This window comes from Roseivirga sp. UBA838 (genome assembly GCF_002296035.1).
GTDB lineage: Bacteria > Bacteroidota > Bacteroidia > Cytophagales > Cyclobacteriaceae > Roseivirga > Roseivirga thermotolerans.
In genome coordinates this window covers 1-16,820 of record NZ_DBHC01000006.1, presented here as the reverse complement: position 1 = coordinate 16,820, position 16,820 = coordinate 1, and the positions used below count along the sequence as shown (strand labels likewise).

General features: G+C 45.6%; 18 protein-coding genes and 1 tRNA gene. 12 read left to right on the top strand and 7 right to left on the bottom strand.

The window, feature by feature from the left end:
• Nucleotides 1-9: 9 nt before the first annotated feature.
• From B3O12_RS00775 to B3O12_RS00725, 11 genes are read left to right on the top strand one after another with little or no spacing between them, the layout of a single operon-like run.
• Entirely contained in the window at nt 10-582 is a 573-nt protein-coding gene (locus B3O12_RS00775) for a hypothetical protein (RefSeq protein ID WP_286754942.1), read from the top strand.
• Nucleotides 572-2,059 (top strand): ankyrin repeat domain-containing protein, encoded by a 1,488-nt coding sequence (locus tag B3O12_RS00770; RefSeq protein ID WP_286754941.1) that lies wholly within the window; start codon nt 572-574, stop codon nt 2,057-2,059. The genes B3O12_RS00775 and B3O12_RS00770 overlap by 11 nt, the downstream gene beginning before the upstream one ends.
• 8 nt (nt 2,060-2,067) lie before the next feature.
• Nucleotides 2,068-2,643, top strand: coding sequence for a hypothetical protein (locus B3O12_RS00765; protein WP_286754940.1), 576 nt, complete (start codon nt 2,068-2,070; stop codon nt 2,641-2,643).
• The gene (locus B3O12_RS00760) at nt 2,640-3,818 is read left to right on the top strand and encodes a serine hydrolase domain-containing protein (protein WP_286754939.1); all 1,179 of its coding nucleotides are present in this window, start codon (nt 2,640-2,642) and stop codon (nt 3,816-3,818) included. The genes B3O12_RS00765 and B3O12_RS00760 overlap by 4 nt, the downstream gene beginning before the upstream one ends.
• Nucleotides 3,811-4,425 (top strand): hypothetical protein, encoded by a 615-nt coding sequence (locus B3O12_RS00755; RefSeq protein WP_286742855.1) that lies wholly within the window; start codon nt 3,811-3,813, stop codon nt 4,423-4,425. The genes B3O12_RS00760 and B3O12_RS00755 overlap by 8 nt, the downstream gene beginning before the upstream one ends.
• Before the next feature lie 3 nt (nt 4,426-4,428).
• The gene (locus B3O12_RS00750) at nt 4,429-6,015 is read left to right on the top strand and encodes a WD40/YVTN/BNR-like repeat-containing protein (protein WP_286754938.1); all 1,587 of its coding nucleotides are present in this window, start codon (nt 4,429-4,431) and stop codon (nt 6,013-6,015) included.
• The gene (locus tag B3O12_RS00745) at nt 6,005-6,619 is read left to right on the top strand and encodes an FISUMP domain-containing protein (protein WP_286754937.1); all 615 of its coding nucleotides are present in this window, start codon (nt 6,005-6,007) and stop codon (nt 6,617-6,619) included. The genes B3O12_RS00750 and B3O12_RS00745 overlap by 11 nt, the downstream gene beginning before the upstream one ends.
• 12 nt (nt 6,620-6,631) lie before the next feature.
• Nucleotides 6,632-8,083, top strand: a complete 1,452-nt coding sequence (locus B3O12_RS00740; RefSeq protein ID WP_286754936.1) for a hypothetical protein — start codon at nt 6,632-6,634, stop codon at nt 8,081-8,083.
• Between the two features lie 41 nt (nt 8,084-8,124).
• Nucleotides 8,125-8,460 carry a hypothetical protein gene (locus B3O12_RS00735; RefSeq protein WP_189631729.1) on the top strand — a complete coding sequence of 112 codons (336 nt, stop codon included), beginning with the start codon at nt 8,125-8,127 and terminating at the stop codon, nt 8,458-8,460.
• Nucleotides 8,454-9,224 carry a hypothetical protein gene (locus B3O12_RS00730; RefSeq protein ID WP_286754935.1) on the top strand — a complete coding sequence of 257 codons (771 nt, stop codon included), beginning with the start codon at nt 8,454-8,456 and terminating at the stop codon, nt 9,222-9,224. Before B3O12_RS00735 ends, B3O12_RS00730 begins: the two co-directional genes overlap by 7 nt.
• A gap of 53 nt (nt 9,225-9,277) precedes the next feature.
• Nucleotides 9,278-10,228, top strand: a complete 951-nt coding sequence (locus B3O12_RS00725) for a S41 family peptidase (protein WP_286754934.1) — start codon at nt 9,278-9,280, stop codon at nt 10,226-10,228.
• A gap of 9 nt (nt 10,229-10,237) precedes the next feature.
• Here the strand turns inward: B3O12_RS00725 and B3O12_RS00720 are convergent, their stop codons facing one another.
• From B3O12_RS00720 to glgP, 4 genes are all read right to left on the bottom strand, one after another.
• Entirely contained in the window at nt 10,238-11,146 is a 909-nt protein-coding gene (locus tag B3O12_RS00720) for a D-Ala-D-Ala carboxypeptidase family metallohydrolase (RefSeq protein WP_189631726.1), read from the bottom strand.
• A 3-nt stretch (nt 11,147-11,149) separates the two neighbouring features.
• On the bottom strand, nt 11,150-12,739 hold the full coding sequence (locus tag B3O12_RS00715) for a L,D-transpeptidase family protein (protein WP_286754933.1): 1,590 nt from the start codon (nt 12,737-12,739) through the stop codon (nt 11,150-11,152).
• Between the two features lie 320 nt (nt 12,740-13,059).
• A tRNA-Val gene (locus tag B3O12_RS00710) sits at nt 13,060-13,134 on the bottom strand.
• A 179-nt stretch (nt 13,135-13,313) separates the two neighbouring features.
• Nucleotides 13,314-14,966, bottom strand: a complete 1,653-nt coding sequence (glgP, locus tag B3O12_RS00705; protein WP_286754932.1) for an alpha-glucan family phosphorylase — start codon at nt 14,964-14,966, stop codon at nt 13,314-13,316.
• Between the two features lie 233 nt (nt 14,967-15,199).
• Between glgP and B3O12_RS00700 the strand changes: the two genes are divergently transcribed.
• The gene (locus B3O12_RS00700; RefSeq protein ID WP_286754931.1) at nt 15,200-15,397 is read left to right on the top strand and encodes a hypothetical protein; all 198 of its coding nucleotides are present in this window, start codon (nt 15,200-15,202) and stop codon (nt 15,395-15,397) included.
• An 84-nt stretch (nt 15,398-15,481) separates the two neighbouring features.
• Here B3O12_RS00700 and B3O12_RS00695 read toward each other — a convergent pair whose 3' ends face one another.
• The 3 genes from B3O12_RS00695 to B3O12_RS18770 all read right to left on the bottom strand — a co-directional run bounded on the left by B3O12_RS00695 (nt 15,482) and on the right by B3O12_RS18770 (nt 16,697).
• The gene (locus B3O12_RS00695) at nt 15,482-16,018 is read right to left on the bottom strand and encodes a hypothetical protein (protein ID WP_286754930.1); all 537 of its coding nucleotides are present in this window, start codon (nt 16,016-16,018) and stop codon (nt 15,482-15,484) included.
• Nucleotides 16,019-16,414 (bottom strand): hypothetical protein, encoded by a 396-nt coding sequence (locus tag B3O12_RS00690; protein ID WP_286754929.1) that lies wholly within the window; start codon nt 16,412-16,414, stop codon nt 16,019-16,021.
• An 88-nt stretch (nt 16,415-16,502) separates the two neighbouring features.
• Nucleotides 16,503-16,697, bottom strand: coding sequence for an RHS repeat-associated core domain-containing protein (locus B3O12_RS18770; protein WP_414706540.1), 195 nt, complete (start codon nt 16,695-16,697; stop codon nt 16,503-16,505).
• Nucleotides 16,698-16,820 lie beyond the last annotated feature (123 nt).

Genomic DNA, 16,820 nt, shown 5'->3' with positions numbered 1-16,820 from the left:
ACCATAACCATGAAAAGAAAAACAATTGCAATCGTTTTGGCCACCCTGGCACTTTTTGCCTGGAATGCCATTTCATGGATGGGGCTGCCCTTTCACGGGCAGTCTCTCCAGCCCCTACCCGATGCCGTGGTAGAGTTTACCAAACTTAGTAGTGTTCGTCTGGAAGATGGAGTATATCATTACCCCGGTTTTCCGGAAGACAACAGTCCGGAAAGCCTCCAAAAGTTGGAACAAAAACTGGCTACAGCCCCCCGAATTCCTCTAATGGTGTACAAATCGGGGCCATCACAATTGTTCAATCCGACTGATTTTTTGCAAAGCCTCCTCATTAACCTTTTTACAGTTGGTGCTCTCTATCTTCTTTTAGCACAGGTAAAACCTCAAGACTTGCGAGCCACCCTTTTGGCTTGCCTGCTAGCCGCCATGCTAACAGGCTTTGCCTCCGATCTGGCCCTGATGAACTGGTACAAGTTATCGTTGGAGTTTGTAATTCCCAACATGGCCGATCATATCATAGGCTTCTGTCTGGCCGGTATTATCCTCTTTTCTGTATTCTTTAAAAGACTCACCTATGTGGCTTAAAACAAGCCTTTGCCTTTTAATATGTATCCTTGGCATAAGGCCTGCCAGTGCTCAGACTAACTCAACCGACAGCCTGCTATCACTAGCTGTGCAAAACAATGATTACAACCGGGCTAAAGAGTTGTTGCTAGCAGGGGCAAACCCAAATACCCTCATCGACAATGGCCTAAAACCCTCCGTACTAATGTATGCCAGTGCCTTTGCCGATGGAAAAGTTATGGACTTACTTTTTGATGCCGGAGCCGAGCTCAACTCACTCGATGCAAATGGAGACCCAGCCCTGAATTGGGCGGCATACTATGGCCATGCAGCCCATATGAAAAAACTCATAGCCGCTGGAGCCGACTTATCTATTCACAGTAAGCACGGCAACGCCCTGGATGTAGCTTATAGGTTGTGGCATGCCGATTCGGTCATACAAGTTTTCAAAGGTACCACACTCGATAGCGGAACACCCCGGCCATTGGAGCAACTCATCAGGGCTGTGCGATCGCGACAAAGCCACTGGTTGAAAAAAGAGCTTCCAAAAAGCATCTACATCAATCGGCTCGATGGGCTTGGACAAGGCCCTCTGCATCATGCCGTCAGAATCAATGCCCCGGAAATAGTTGCACTTCTATTGGCCAACGGTGCACAACCCAATCTGTTGAACCGGGTTGGGCAAAGCCCCCTTGCCATTGCCGCACGTTACGGGTATCTGCCTTTGGTTACTCAACTCTTAGAAGCCGGGGCCAACCCCAATCTGGCTGGTGAAAGCTATGGCCTCACTCCGCTCATTGGTGCTGTTGTGGGAGGCCATTTGGATGTAATTAAAGCACTGATTGAAGCGGGAGCAGATTTGGATCATCGCGATGTAATCAACCAATCTACGGCTTTGCACTGGGCTATATTCTACGAAAACACAAAAGCCGCCCGTCTACTTCTCGACAAAGGAGCCAGCTACACAGTAGCTTGCTTCGATGACTCAGAAACGGCCTATACCCTGGCTTTGGGCTACGGAAACGAAGAATTAAAAAGCTATATAGAGCAGATACGCAGCACGAAAAATCAATTGATAGGCTCTTGGAAGCTCTCGCAAATCGACTACATCTACTCCGACACCACCTACACTTTTCAGGGTCAGGAAGGTAGTTTGCTGGTTGGCCGCAACCGCTATAGCATTGTATACACCCCAACCGCCAAAGCCCGAAAAGCATTTTCTGCTTTATCTGCCCCAAGCGACAAGGAAACCATAACAGCTTTCAGAAATATAGTATTTAACAGTGGCCCCTACAGCCTCATGGATGAGCATGTATTTCTGGCGGTTCCGGACATAGCCAAGGTTCCCGGTTTTGAAGGTGGCCGACAATACTATGCTTTTACGATAACCCAGCATACACTAAGCCTGAAACTTTACGATGAGACCTACCCCAATGGTCAAAAACCCGAGTGGCACGGTCAACTGGAAGTACTATTAACATTTAAGAAGGAAAAATAACCCCATTTATGAGAAGACAATTACTATTCATCTTCATAGGTCTTTCTATGCAAGTTGCAAAAGCTCAAAACAACCAACGCATATCTATTGCCGCCATGACTGAGAGTATGGCCTTTCCGTTTACACGGTTTACGCCACTGCACCCGGGTATGGAAATGAGCTACGAGCTCAATGAAAAAAAACACACCAACAGGCTCAGTAACATGAACCTGCAATTGGGTTGGTATTTTCACCGCAAAGTAGAAAACGCCTTCTACCTGAAGGCCGAATGGGCAGTGAGTTTTAAGATTAGCGACTCGTTTACAGCCGATGTCTATTATGGAGCAGGATACATGCACGTGTTCTACCCCGGTAAAGTGTATGAGCTAAACCCCGATAGTGGCACCTTTGAAAGCGTAAAACAAACGGGCCGCCCTCACTTGCTGGCCAATGCGGGCCTGGGTTTCACTTATCGGAACTCATCGGCCTGGGAGCCATTCATACGCCAGGATTTCGCCATTGAAACTCCGTTTGCCAATGGTATCCCCGTAATGGTACACTCATTTCTGAAAGCAGGTACTCACATAAAACTTCAGCAGAAATGAACCGAACCTATTTACTTCCGACCCTTTTCATAGTTCTTTTGTGGGCTTGCGCCAATCCCGATATATACCCCGAAAGCTACTATAGCTGCTCGTTCAACTTCAACGATTCCAGTCAAAATCATCCCAGGGCAGCGGTTTATCAGGAGATTCTGGACAGAAACCGGAAAGCAGGAATTGTAGGTGCTGCCATGATGATTAAAGACAGTGATGGCGTGTGGATTGGAGCCAGTGGCAAGGCCGATATTGCTTCGGGAATCGATGTGGCTCCTTGTAGCCCTTTTCTGATTGCCAGCATCAGCAAATCGTTTACAGCCGCCACCATAATGGCCCTTAAAGATGATGGCCTATTATCATTGGACGACCCCGTAACGGAATGGGTGGATGGCAAAATAGCCGAGAAACTCGAGAACGTGAAGGGTAGTACTTTGCGCCATTTATTGAACCACACCAGTGGTATTCCCGATTATTATACCCTGCAATTTGAGTTGGATCGGATTAACCGCGAAGACAACGGCTGGACTCAGGAAGAAGTATTGGCCTATGCTTTCGGCAAAAAAGCCACCAATGCCATTGGAGAAACCTACTACTACTCCAATACCAATTACCTGCTATTGGGCATGGTCATAGAAAAAGCCTCAGGGCTATCGCTTCAAGAAGCCTACGAGCAAAAAATCTTTATCCCGGCCGGGCTTTCTAGTGCATACTACAGCACCACCCGGCCCATTCCCCCGGGTACTGTAAAAGGCTATGTAGATATTTACGGCAACGGTCAGTATGTAGAAAGTGAGTTTCTGTACAGAGATGAGCTAAACACAGCCGATGGAGGCATAGCCATAAATGCTTACGATCTGGGGTTATTTTTCGAAAAATTGCTCCAGGGCGACATCATTAGTGAGCAATCATTAGCAGAAATGACTGCCTATGAAGACTTACCTTCCGACTGGGTAGATGAGGATTTTGGCCATTTCCAAAATGGTCTGGGGCTAGAACACAACCGCACCCCCTATGGCAATTCCAGCGGTCATACGGGAGGTATCGATGGTTTTCTAACCATTGCCCAATACTTTCCTGAGCACGATGCCACGTTTATTCTGCTGGTAAACAGCGGATCATATGAAAACCAACAACGGCTGAACATATACAGAGAGTCACTAAAAGCGATGTTTGATGAGTAGGCTACTTTTGAGCACCATCTCAATTTTTCAACTCCTTCAAGGCTGCAGCGGAGATCTTAGCCGGCCCGTTATGATTGATGGGCAAATTAGCACTACGGAATGGGCCGATGCCCACGTTGTAACCCTTGACTCGCTCAATAGCATTTATTCAAAGTCGGATGAGTACTACTACTATGTGGCCGTAAAAAGTAAGCTAACTAAACCCTTGTATGTCGATGTGTTTATACAACAAGCCTCCGGTTTGCTCAATATTCACGCATCTTCCCAACTCGGTGCACGCTCATTGCCAGACAGCACCTGGACAGACACCGAACCACCCACTCTCTGGGGGTACACGGTTGGCTGGACGGCCAACACCGTGCGCTTCGACAGGAAAAAAATGCAGCTTGCCCGAGACAGTATGCCGGAGGTCAACCCTTACTCCAGCAGCTACATAGCCTATGATGGCATGGAGTTTCAGTTTAGCAAAAAGCACTTCGACTTAAACAATGCCCTATGGCGCATAGAAATCCGCAATATGATTGGGCCGGAAGGTTTTCAACCAGTGATCTTCCCGGTCAATTCAACCCGAAAACAAACCATTAACTGGACCACGCTAAACTTTTAAACCATGAGAATTTTTGCCTTGCTCTTTTGTTTACACCTATTCTTTTTACCCATTAAGGCCAAACAACTCAGCGGACTACCCGAAGGTACTACCTTGCATAAGCTTACCCTGTCAAACGGTTCCTTTTGGGCTGTAGACTATGGTGGGGGCCATATTTTTGCCAGCAATGATCTCGGTAGGTCATGGCAACAAAAAGCCCATTTAGGGGCAGAGTTCTTTGAAGACATACAGTTTACGGATTCCCTGACAGGCTATGTATGCGGAGACTACGGCTATGTTTATAAAACAACCGATGGCGGAAACCACTGGACCGAAATAAGCCCGTTGGTTCCCGGCCGAATTAAGGAACATTACCGAAACATTCCAGGCAAGAACCAGCAACCGAAAGGGGTTTTTGTGGCTTACTACGACATGCACTTTAAAGATGCACAGAACGGCTACATCTCAGGATTTAGCACCGAGCCATCGGCTGAAAAACCTTCATTTTCACCCATAGCTTTTACCACTACCGATGGTGGAAAAACCTGGAATCAGATTAGTCGCCAGTTGCTTAATACCGAAGATTACAGAGTCGGGTCTCCGGCCTACATGAACGGGATGTTCTACCTTAACGATCGGCAGATTTGGAAGACCAGAAAGGTGAATAACAACTGGGTGGTACAGCATTCGGAAGATGGAGGAAATACCTGGGAAAATGCTTTGCTTCCGGGTTTTAAGCCGGACGACCGGTGGGTGCTCCGAAAGGTACTTTTTCAGAATGCCAACGATGGTTTTGTAATTGGCGGAACTCTGGACGAAGACAGCCCAAAAGCCCTTGTTTTCAGAACCAGAGATGGAGGCAATACCTGGTCCGTATTGCCCAATGAATGGCCTCACCTGCACGATGCCTTGCTGGTGAGCAATACTTTATTTGTGACCGGCAAAAACGGACTAATCGACTCCATTTCACTTAACTCAGGGCCTCGCTGGACTTCCCTACAGCACTTACCGGAAAACTACTCGATTGATGGCAGTGTCTCGATACACGAAATTCGCGATACCACTTATATGAGGGAAGTGAGCCGATCCCCACTTTATGTAGTGAAAAAATCGACCGACTTCACCTACATAGGGATACGATCCAACAACTTCACCATACTCAATGCCTATTTGGTAAATAATGATTCACTGAAGATACTTCATGCCTCAGCCGCCCTGGGTCAGGCAGATTACAAACGGTCCGGCCAACAACTAACCACACCAACGGAAAACTTCGAATGGATTTATCGTGACCCGGCTTCATGGGACGAGAAACATCCGAATGGAGTCGATACTATTGAAGAGTTTTATGAACGTTTTGGCTGGACGGCCAACACCTGGACCATGGGCTCTTACAGGGAGTTCGAAATGGTTATTTCCAATCAACACTTTGACAAAAACACCCAACTCGTGGTGAGTTTTGGTTCGCTGAAAGAAGACACCTATGGTATTCGCTTCTACCTCAATGGTGAGGAAATTTCACTCACCGGTACCCCGGCTAACGATAAGTCGCTGCACGATGGCTACCTGATTAACCCAATTTCACTAAACCCTGCACTCCATGAAAAGTAAGTGGATGCTTGTGTTTTCAGGGTTGCTCCTGGCCTCATCTGTTCAGGCGCAAGGCATAGCTCTCGACTCCCGAGATGGACAGGAATACCCCACTTTGCCCTTGAATGGACAGGAATGGTTTACCAGAAATGTTTCCTACCGAGGCTCTGAAGTCTCGGCACTCTGCCCGGTGGAAACTGACTGCCATACCCTGGGACTTTTTTACCACTGGGCCGACACTGCCAAAATTTGCCCGGAAGGCTGGCAATTGCCCTCCTTCGCCCACTTGTTAGACTTGATTGCAGGATTAGAAGGCAAGGTCAATAGCCGGGGAGGCAAACGGGTTCATCGCCAGGTTTTGAATCCTTTGAACATAGAAATGGCGGGCATTTACCTTGCTGAAAACGAAACTCCCCTGCGTGCCCGAGGCTCCATGGAAGTTTGGCTGAGCCGCACAGATACGGTCTGGAACAACCCTGCCCCCGAAAGTCAACCATACAACGACCTTAAAATCATAGGTCTTCATCTCTACCATCAGGGTAAAGACAGCACAACCATAAAGCCAACCTACATCAGTGCAACTTCAGACATGCTCATTAACTGCCGATGCATTAAGAAACAATAGCCCTAAACCGATATGAAAAGAAGTATCAGCGTCTTTCTAGTGCTTATTACACTTGGCCCTTTCGCGCTCTCAACCCTAAATGCTCAAGGTCATTATCCCGTGGGTTACCGGGCCATTGAATGGGTCGATTCGCTTCGTCAGGAAAATTCACTCCACAATTATTTAAAAGAATCACCCAAGCAGCGTTACCGTAAGTTGCTCATTCATGTTTGGTATCCGGCCATTGCTTCTACCCAACCTGAATACATGAGTCATAAAGACTACCATTGGGCGGTAGAAGAGTTTCTGCAACAAAAAGTACCAGATGCTGCTAGCCGTACACAGCAAGAGGAGCGCCTGCTCTCCTCACTCCCCCTGACCTCGGCCCGTAGCCTTTTTGAAGAAAAATCGCTGGCCATTAAGAATGCCCACCCCATAGAATCGGCTTTTCCTCTTTTAATTCATTCAGGGCATGTGAAGGCTCAGTGGGCCTTCCACGAAGCCATGGCGCAGAAGGGTTTTATTGCTTTGGCTGTGGATGGTCTGGATATGCCTTATCAGGAACTTAGCTCTGTTGAAGATTTGCTTTTTGGTCTGCGCTTTATAACCGCACATTTGGGGTTGAAATACAAGAGCCTATTAGGTTTGGGCAGTGGTTATGGAGGAGCTGTTATCTTCGCGCTGCAACAGGCCACCGGCATATTGGACGGTATTATTTCATTTGACGGTACAGAAACCTGGAAAGGCAGTACCAAACATTTTCAAGAGCTCTTCCCCCTGCACTACCAAATTCAAAAACTCAACATACCTTATGTTATGGTGCATGGGCCAGATACCAGCCGCATCGATAGTTCGTTTCAAAGCACATTCCGCTATGCCGACCAGTACTGGATTCGCTTGGCTGACAGCCTGGCCACTCATGGTTTATTTCAATACCCACATGCCATTAACCAGTACCGCAGTGCCCATATGGCCGAAGCTTCGCAACATTTGCTGCAACTAAAGGTGACACTCACAGAAGCCCTCAACAATTCACTCAACGATACTATAATGGAGCCTTTTGGCTTTATTCGGAAGCCGGATAAACTCACCCACTTCCCTCCGCTGCCCCCTCCTCTTCAAAAGGAGGAAATCGTGAAACTCAAAGAGCAGCTAGGCTGGAGTGGGCTCAAAGAGCTTCTGCAAACACAATTGGCCAAAGATGCCGGCTTTGTGAGTTTTGACCCATTATTTCTATTGGGGAGAGACCGAACGTGGACAGGACAAATCGAAGATGGTTTGCCCTATCTGAAACTAGCCAACGAACTGTTTCCGAGCCGGCCGGGAGCTTATATAGAGTTACTTAAGGCCTCTTACTGGCTCAAAGACACCAAGCTGAATCAGCAATACTTAAAGCACATAGAATCGGCTCTGGAGCATTCACTCATTGAAGATTCGCCTGCTCTGCGAAAACTCATGGAGCGATATAGTCTCGGCCATCAATGAATACATTCCCAACTCATGTATAACCAAAAACTCATTTCTCTATGCCTTTACTTACCTGCTATGTTTCTGAAAAATACGCTGAACCGGCCGACTGGAACCGACTGGTAAAAGCCTGGTCTATTCTGAACCGGCTCCGTCCGGCCGACATTAACATTGTATTGCTTACGGACTATCTGACAGCCGGAGCACACTACAGCCTGAGGGCTGAAATAAACCTTCCTACGTTGTGGCCCTCTGAGGGCATAAAACAACTGCAGAAAAGCTTTCTCGAGTTGGTACAGGATATTGTGGGCATTCCTGAAGAAGATGTTTTTATAATGACTCAACGGGTAGAATCAGGACATGTAATGGACCGTGGAAAACTGGAGGAATGGTGAAATACGGAGCCTTCATACTCTTTCTATGCGTTGGTCTGAAGGCCATAGGCCAGCAAGGCACATTTCTACGCCTGGGTACGGGGGTGCAAACCGTGCAATCGTACGATCTAGCCGGGTCTCCCCTCAGCTATTCCGGATATGGTTTCCCGCTTACTCTGGGAGCTTCCCTAAACACTCGGCAATACACGCACCGACTCAATATACAAGCCACTTCGAGTCTTTTAACCAACGCCTACCCCATGCGCACAAAGGTGGGTACTGAAACAAGGGAATGGCATTGGGTGGATATTAGCTATACCTTACTTTACAGCCTTAAACAAAAATCGCTGTGGGCACATTCCCTGGGTGGCTCATTGCGTTCCACCACTTTTTTCAGGGTCTATACTCCTTTGGACGGCTATAGCTGGGAGTCGGTCAACGGTTTGTTTGCGGTGTATAGTGGCGCCTATTTACCGGGTAAAGAACAAGTAGGCTGGCAGGTGCAGCTTCCCATACTGGCCTACCTTCACCGCCCACAGTTCACCTTAGATGAAGTTTTTCTGGCCGACCTTTTTCAGAAAAAGGGTATAGTAAAATACGGTGAGTGGTCATTACCCTTCAATGGCTTTTGGCAATATACCTTGCAAGTTTTCTATGCTCAGGAGCTCTCTGATGCACTCAGCCTGCGCTCCGAACTAATGTTCGAGCATTATAAAATTAATTATCCCAAAGTGTCTAAAGGCATACGCCTGCAATGGTTGGTTCTATTGGAATATCGGTTGTAAGTATGAAAAAATGGATTGCCCTGATTTTCGTCCTATTACTAAACGGCTGCCTGATGGAAGAAGCCGAAAGGAGTAATAAAGAATTGGTTTTAAGGCATTTGTATGAAACCACCAAGGCATACTATGCCAACTTTGACCAACGACCGGATTTTGAAGCGGCTTACCGGCTGGCACAAGACGAGCTAAATGCCCACACTACAGAAAGCGAATTTTTTGTTATTTGCTCCCGACTACTTGCCAGTCTTGAGGATCCGCACATTCGTTTGGTAACACCCGACAGCACCTTTCTTACCTTCAATTACCTAAACTATGAGCGAACGGTTGATTTAGCCCGAATTAAAAACCACTATCTGCAGGGCTTATATTCAGAAAACAGTCGGGCAGTTTATGGTCGGTTGGAACAAAATATTGGCTACCTCTACCTGCCTGACTTTACTAACTGGACAATCTACAACCAACCTCCACCAGAAATTCAGGAGGCTATGAACGCCCTGCGTTCCACGAGTGGGCTAATAATAGACCTACGCAACAACGATGGCGGCAGCGCTATATATGCTCAGGCTCTTGCCGCCTACTTTACACAAAACCAGCTTTTGTGGCATCAATCGTTCAATAAAAACGGACCACTACCCAACGATTTCGATAAGGCCTATCAGTGGTTCGTCAATCCTTCAATTCATTATTACTACAACAAACCGGTGATAGTGCTCACCAGCCGCTATACAGTAAGTGCGGGAGAACGGTTTGTACTGGCCATGAAGCTCCTGGAAAACGCTACGGTAATAGGACAGCGCACAGCAGGGTCCCAGGGCTCGGTGAGGGGATTCGAAATGCTCAATGGCTGGTGGTTCTCCCTTACGTTCGAGAAAATTCTGGATGCTGATGGCCACAACTGGGACTATTTGGGCATTGCCCCGGATCGGGAAATAAATACTACGCTAAGCCAATTTCCGGAGGGTAAAGACCCTTTGTTGGAGGAGGCCATGGAAGAGCTTGGCCATTAAGCGTAACAGCTACCACCTGGCCTTTTTACCTCGTACGTCTACATGAATGAAACCACTATGCCGACTATTTTTCTTGTAAAAGCCCAGGCCACCAATAAATTTTTTGTACTCCTGCTTATTGTATTCTGCCTCTACAAGGTTATAGAAGTAGCGCACGTCCTTATCGTTTACTACCCCATCATTGTTAAGATCGTCCATTTGTCCGTCTCCATTCTGATCAATAAAAATATCGGCAGCCCCGCCCCACACGTGGCGACTGTAGGGCACATTACCAATGGACTTGTTATAGAAAGGGGTACGATAGCCGCTAATGAAGCCAAAGGTTTCAATGGCAATACCTTCTGCCTGAGCAATGGCCAACAGGTATTCCAACTTGAGCAGTAAACGTTCTCTCACAATTAGGTACTTGGGGTAACCTCCGGCTTGCTTACACAAAAACTGGCTTATGTTGAAATGTGGAGTGAGTTGAAGGTTGGCCGTGGCCTCTGTAACCTCAAACAAGCCTTTGGGGCGTTCATATATTGGATCATTGTTGAGCATTCTTGCCGGATAGTTGCCTATACGATATCCGTTGAGGTATTCTCCCTTTTTATTGGACATAGGCGTAAGCACCAGAATGTTCAAGACCATTCGTTCTTCGCCCTTGCTAATAGCAACGGAATATGCTCCAGGCTTGGCAGGGGCTTCTACTTTATAGGCCATAACCGAAATGTTGATCACGGAAAGGTCATTGCCCTGCAGCTCAAAATCGGTATTGGCCGAAACATCAAGTACCTCACCGGGCATTACAAAAAAACTAAAGAGGCTATAGGGTACTTCTTCACCGTTGACCAACACATGAAACGAGAGTTTATTTTTTGCCTGGGCAGCGCTACTTAGTGCTACCAGAAGCATTAGTGTAGAGGCTATTCTAACCATGAGTTAATTAAGGTTGGGAGCACTTTCCGAAAGGGCACTAATTACCGCGGCATCTCTCTGGTACACATCGTTTCTAAATTGCACGCCATCTTCATCGACCCAGGCGGTGAGGTAAAGAATATGCACACTGAGTGGCTTACGCAGCATGACAGTTTTATCTCTGCCGGTTTCCAACACCGCTTTTATTTTCTCTGTATTCCAATCGGGCATTTCAGCGATCAGGTAATTGACAAACGAAAGGGGTTGGTTGAGACGGATACATCCGGAACTAAAGGCTCTGTCGGGTCGATTGAAGAGTTCTTTGCTGGGAGTATCATGAATGTAAATGTTGTACTTATTGGGAAACATGAACTTAACAGCTCCAAGGGCATTGGCCGGGCCGGGTTCTTGCCGAATGGTATAGGGGAAATAGTTTTTAGAGAGCTTGGCCCATTCAATACTTTCTGCAGCTACCTCTTGCCCTCCCTGCAGCACTTTCATTTGCTTGGTTTGCAGGTAGTTTACGTCTTTTTTCACTTCAGGAAGTACATCGTTGAAAAGAATGGTTGGGGGTACCGTCCAGTAAGGGTTCAGCACAAAATAGGTCATTGTATCGCTGAAAACCGGGGTTTTCCGAAATGGCTTGCCCACTACTACCCGCTGCTCAAAGGTGAGCGAATCGAGCTTAAATACTTTCATTTTATAATCGGCAATGTTTACAAACACATAATGATCGCCCAAGTCTTGGTTTATCCAACGAAGCCGCTCAAGATTGGCTTTTATCTTGGCTATCTTGGCTTCTACCGACACATTGAGGGTAGCCAGTGTTTGTTTACCTACATTGCCATCGGCCTCCAGCCCATGGTGTTGCTGAAAACGTCTTACTGCCTCGGCCAGCTCTTGTGTATACTGATCGTTGGGTTCTTCTTCCATAAGAAAATAGCCTTCTATGGAAAGTCGGTATTTGAGCGATTGTACCCGGCTTCCGCTCATACCCGGCTTCAATGTTTCTCCAGCTTCAATGGTATTCCAGCCACCGTTTTGTCTTATTTCGCGGTAGTGCATTAGTGCGCTCACCAAGCCACGATAGCTTTGGCTTTCGGGCTGCAATTGTTCAAATTGCTCTTCCATATTGCCTTGTTGCAGGCACTTTTTCAGAAAGGTTTTGGCATTGCCCTCTCTACGCACTGCCTGCCATTCGCCTTCTACTTCTTCCGGGTTTAGCTTTCCATTGAGAAAATGACTGGCGTATAAAAGAAAGGCATCGGTAAACAGTAAGTCGGCATCGGTGCTCTGCGACTCCACAGGATCGGCATAAAGGCGGTTTAGCACCTCAAAGTGATAATCGGCCGGGGTAAGTCCATGATCATAGGCCTTATTCACCAGATTGAGAAAAGACTCCTGAAGGGGGCGGGTCCACACCCGTCTGAATTCATTTTCAAAATAAAATTCGGGTAGCAAGCGAACACTGTGAATTAGCTCACCTCTCACCTGCACAGGCACTCCCGCACTAATGGTTTCAGTATATTTTCGAATGGCTTCATTGGACTGCCCCATGGTTGCCTGAACCACAACGCACCATAGAAATCCCAATACTGCTTTTCTTATTTTCATCTGTTACGCTTCTCTTTCTAATATAGCTTTCCTTTTGACGAATGTCTAGCAAAAGGTCACAGAAAACGAGCAGTCTTATTTACAGAAGTACTTGGTTTTGAACTAAAACAATGGCTTTACCAAATGCACTGTATTAGTTCCAATTCCTGATTTTTTCCCTCAGACACTGTAGGCATCATTTGGTGATTGTGAATGGATTTTTGGGGAATACCAAAAGTTGGGCTGAAGGTATGGTAGAGAATTAAACGAAGGGTCAGAGAAGCTACAGATTAGATAAGGCAAGGGCACGTATTCCTGCCTAAGCGCTTCTCCCCATTTTGTGGGGCATACCGGATTCGAACCAGTGACCTCTGCCCTGTCAAGGCAGCGCTCTAAACCAACTGAGCTAATACCCCTTTTGCAAGCCTAAGCCCGGCTTGACGGTTTCTTAACGTCTTAAAAGACTCATTTGTGAAGACACCAATGATGCCAGTATGAGAAGCTCAAGCCATACAACTTGAGCACGTACTCCTGGAAACTCCAATAAAAAGACGGTCTCTCAACTGCCTTACAATTATAGCAATAATCTTAGTTTCTAGTGATGGTTGTACAGTTTTCTATAATACTCATCGGCCATTCGCGAAGCCCTGAAGTACTTATTCACATCGGCCATGCTCTGAAAGTTCATTTCCACCCATTGCTCGTGGTTTTTATAATACATGGGCACGATTTCCTCTTCAAGTATGTGCATCATATGGTCGGCATCCCATTGGTCTTGCTCGCCTTCCGGAGCGGTTGTATCGGCCTCCGGAATAACGAAAGCGTTTTTGCCATGCTCTCCAAACTCCAGAATCCAGCCATCGTTGGTAGAAAAGTTGAGCGAGCCGTTCATAGCGGCTGTCATACCTGAAGTTCCTGAGGCTTCCAACGGAATTCTGGGGTTGTTCAACCATACATCGGATCCTTTTTTCATCATGGCCGAAAGGCTCAGTTCGTAGCCTGTTAGGATTGTGGCGTTGTGGTACTTTCGTGTAAAATGCACCAGCCAGTTGAAGGTGCTTACAGCCGAATGATCTAGCGGATAAGGTTTTCCTGCCCAAATCATTTGTACAGGGTAGTTTTTATCGTTGAGGAGGGCCTCAAAGCGAGCCACATCCCGGGCAATCAGGTCGGCCCTCTTGTATCCTGCAAAGCGTCTGGCCCATACAATAGTGAGTATATTGGGGTCAAAGATCTTCCCGGTCTGGTCGGCCACCAGTTGAAAAAGCTCGCTTTTCAAAGTCTTCTTTCTGCTAGTAAACTTTTTCACACTTCGTTTTTCATAGGCCTTTTCCAGTTCTTTATCGGTCCAGTAAGTTTTGTTCTGAGCGTTGGTAATTGGAATAATATCGCAGATGTTGGTGTAGCCTCCCCACATGGCCGATGAAACTTCCTGATGTTTTTTGGATACGGCATTGGCTATTTTAGACAGTCTCAAGGCCGCCAGAGTGTGGTTGAACATTCCTTCATCTAAGCCAATGAGTCGATCTATTTCGCCAATAGAGAATCCGTTGAAGAACCCAAGTTTATGTAAGAAATTGGGGTCGTTTATCTCATTACCTGCTTTAACAGGGGTGTGGGTAGTAAACACCAGTTTTTCCCTCACTTTTTCTACGCTTCCTAGTTTTTCCAACAAACGAAAAGCTGCGGGAAGGGCGTGTGCTTCATTGAAATGGTAAAGCTCTACTTCATGACCTAACTTTTCCAGAAGTTTGGCTCCCCCCACCCCAAGCAAAATGTATTGAGCAATGCGCGTAGCGATATTGTTGTCGTATAGTTTATGCGTGATGGTGTGGGCCAGGTGGTCGTTTTGCGGGTGGTCGGTAGAAAGCAAAAACAACGGGGCTGTGCCAAACACTTCGGGCGCCAGATAATACACCTTGACCTTAACCGGGTGGTTGTCGACCGTAATTTCAATATCGAAATCGAGCTCCTGAAGAAAATTATAGTGCCGTTCTTGCCAGAGTACATCCAACTCATTGTTGTGTTTTCTTACCTGATCGTAGTAGCCGTACTTCCAAAGTATACCAATACCCACCATATTTTGCTTAAGATCATAGGCACTGCGCATGTGCGATCCGGCCAAAAACCCCAGGCCTCCTGAGTAAATTTTAAGGGGCTGGTCGATGGCAAATTCCATAGAGAAATAGGCCACGGGCTTCTCATAGCCTTTACCAAATTTGTACGGATGCTTAAGTTTAAAATTCATGCGTCTGGCTTTTAAAGGAATATCAAAAATACAGATATGGCCGGTGCAGAACTTTGCTGTACTACAAAACTTTGATGCAAACGTTTGTGCATCACCAAGATTCCTTAAAGCGTAATGAAATCAATGAAATTATATCTCCCGTTAATTCCTTGTTCATAGGAAGTAACGTTTGCAAGAATCACCAGCAGGGTCGAGGCTATTTTTTTCTTTGCCTTCCTTGCGAAGTACCTATTATGTTCCGCACGGGAGTTATTCCACTTTTTGTGGCCCTTGTTCAGGTTTCTTCACCCGATGCACACAGTTATTGCTCTTTAGAGGTTTTGGTAGATGCCACCAAGGCACCAATAGACTTGGTTAAAGACCAAGGGAGACTTCCTCTCGTCCTAATGAGGAAAAAGACTGACTCTGGAGGGTTGTTAATGCACTCCTAAGGGACTTCAATGCCAAACAGGCGTATTCATGAAAAAACCCTCCGAAGAGGGCTTTGTGTTTTTAACAGATAATTGATAGCATACCTACTCCTTCAAAACTATTTCATCAAAGTCAGTGGAGAGTTTTTTTACAAATGATCTTATAGAATCTTCACTTTTTTTATTTTCAACATAAAACTCAATTCTCTGATTTTGTCCTTTGTAGTTGAACGACAAAAAATTACCTCCACCTACTCTCAAACTTCGTGTTCCATAGCCATTCAAACCTACATTCTTGATTTCAAATACGATAGACTTCAATTTACTTATATTAAACCTAGTATTCTTATAATTAATCGTTTTATCAGTAATAAGAAGTAAATCTCCAGTTTTAATACTCAAATACTTCAGATAAATAATTATACCACTCAAAACAAAAACACCACTAAGAGTATAGAAATACATGTTCCATTCTCTTGAAATACCAAAAAGAAATGAGAATGAATCTAAATTAGGCCTAGCTGGAGTAAAAAAAAGCCAGACACCATAACCAACACCTAAGAGCACGTAGGCTAACAACTTGACCTTTCTAATCAAACCAAAATCCCCAGATTTCAGCTTCAACTGGGTCTTAGCTTCCAACTAATATCTTTTTAAGTAATTTATGAACCCCCCATCAGAAATGAGTCCTTTTTTCTCTTTCATTATAAGAGTATCATTACCGATAAAAGAGATTATATATTCTTTTCTACCTAAAATCAAGGTATCACCTTCCAGTCTGAAATCATAAAAAAAATCCTCGGTACTATAGTCCTTCACAATTGAGCCATTCATGAATTCGATATCAGATATTAAAGTAGTTCTTATCCCAGTGCTCATTAGTGTATCGCCATTCGCAGTAGTTCTTTCATAAGCACTCCATCTACCCATTATTTTCTCACCGTTTCCATTGACTGTTTCACCTTGGCAAGACACTCCGATTAAAAGAACCGATAGAGCCAAACACAAAAACTTATACCTAATTATCATCTTCTTCATTATTATTTACAAGCATGTTATAAAAATCTCTAATTTCTTGCACCCCCTCCCTCATACTCGACTCATACTCTTCCCTATTGTAATCAATTCATCTAATTGGATTATTAGCGGCATAGACATAAGGTGTCTGGAAATGATACTTGTCCGCAAGTGGGTCTATGGTTGAAAACCTTCCAATCTGTGAATCATAATTTCTAGCTCCATAATTATACCAATCCAGATCAAATTCTTCATTAAGCTCCTTTCCATTATACTTGAACCGATTTGATTTGGGCAAGGGCACACTAGAATACAATGCCTATATATTCATCCCAAAAGAATAGTAATAATCTTCCTGTAGAATCTTGCTCTTGGTGTGGGAATCCTCAGGTCATCGAAGTACACATCGTGAGTGGTGTTGCTCTCA

Coding starts and splice junctions, on each gene's coding strand:
- B3O12_RS00775 (WP_286754942.1), top strand. CDS start 10: ATGAAAAGAAAAACAATTGCAATCGTTTTGGCCACCCTGGCACTTTTT.
- B3O12_RS00770 (WP_286754941.1), top strand. CDS start 572: ATGTGGCTTAAAACAAGCCTTTGCCTTTTAATATGTATCCTTGGCATA.
- B3O12_RS00765 (WP_286754940.1), top strand. CDS start 2,068: ATGAGAAGACAATTACTATTCATCTTCATAGGTCTTTCTATGCAAGTT.
- B3O12_RS00760 (WP_286754939.1), top strand. CDS start 2,640: ATGAACCGAACCTATTTACTTCCGACCCTTTTCATAGTTCTTTTGTGG.
- B3O12_RS00755 (WP_286742855.1), top strand. CDS start 3,811: ATGAGTAGGCTACTTTTGAGCACCATCTCAATTTTTCAACTCCTTCAA.
- B3O12_RS00750 (WP_286754938.1), top strand. CDS start 4,429: ATGAGAATTTTTGCCTTGCTCTTTTGTTTACACCTATTCTTTTTACCC.
- B3O12_RS00745 (WP_286754937.1), top strand. CDS start 6,005: ATGAAAAGTAAGTGGATGCTTGTGTTTTCAGGGTTGCTCCTGGCCTCA.
- B3O12_RS00740 (WP_286754936.1), top strand. CDS start 6,632: ATGAAAAGAAGTATCAGCGTCTTTCTAGTGCTTATTACACTTGGCCCT.
- B3O12_RS00735 (WP_189631729.1), top strand. CDS start 8,125: ATGCCTTTACTTACCTGCTATGTTTCTGAAAAATACGCTGAACCGGCC.
- B3O12_RS00730 (WP_286754935.1), top strand. CDS start 8,454: ATGGTGAAATACGGAGCCTTCATACTCTTTCTATGCGTTGGTCTGAAG.
- B3O12_RS00725 (WP_286754934.1), top strand. CDS start 9,278: ATGGAAGAAGCCGAAAGGAGTAATAAAGAATTGGTTTTAAGGCATTTG.
- B3O12_RS00720 (WP_189631726.1), bottom strand. CDS start 11,146: ATGGTTAGAATAGCCTCTACACTAATGCTTCTGGTAGCACTAAGTAGC.
- B3O12_RS00715 (WP_286754933.1), bottom strand. CDS start 12,739: ATGAAAATAAGAAAAGCAGTATTGGGATTTCTATGGTGCGTTGTGGTT.
- glgP (WP_286754932.1), bottom strand. CDS start 14,966: ATGAATTTTAAACTTAAGCATCCGTACAAATTTGGTAAAGGCTATGAG.
- B3O12_RS00700 (WP_286754931.1), top strand. CDS start 15,200: ATGTTCCGCACGGGAGTTATTCCACTTTTTGTGGCCCTTGTTCAGGTT.
- B3O12_RS00690 (WP_286754929.1), bottom strand. CDS start 16,414: ATGAAGAAGATGATAATTAGGTATAAGTTTTTGTGTTTGGCTCTATCG.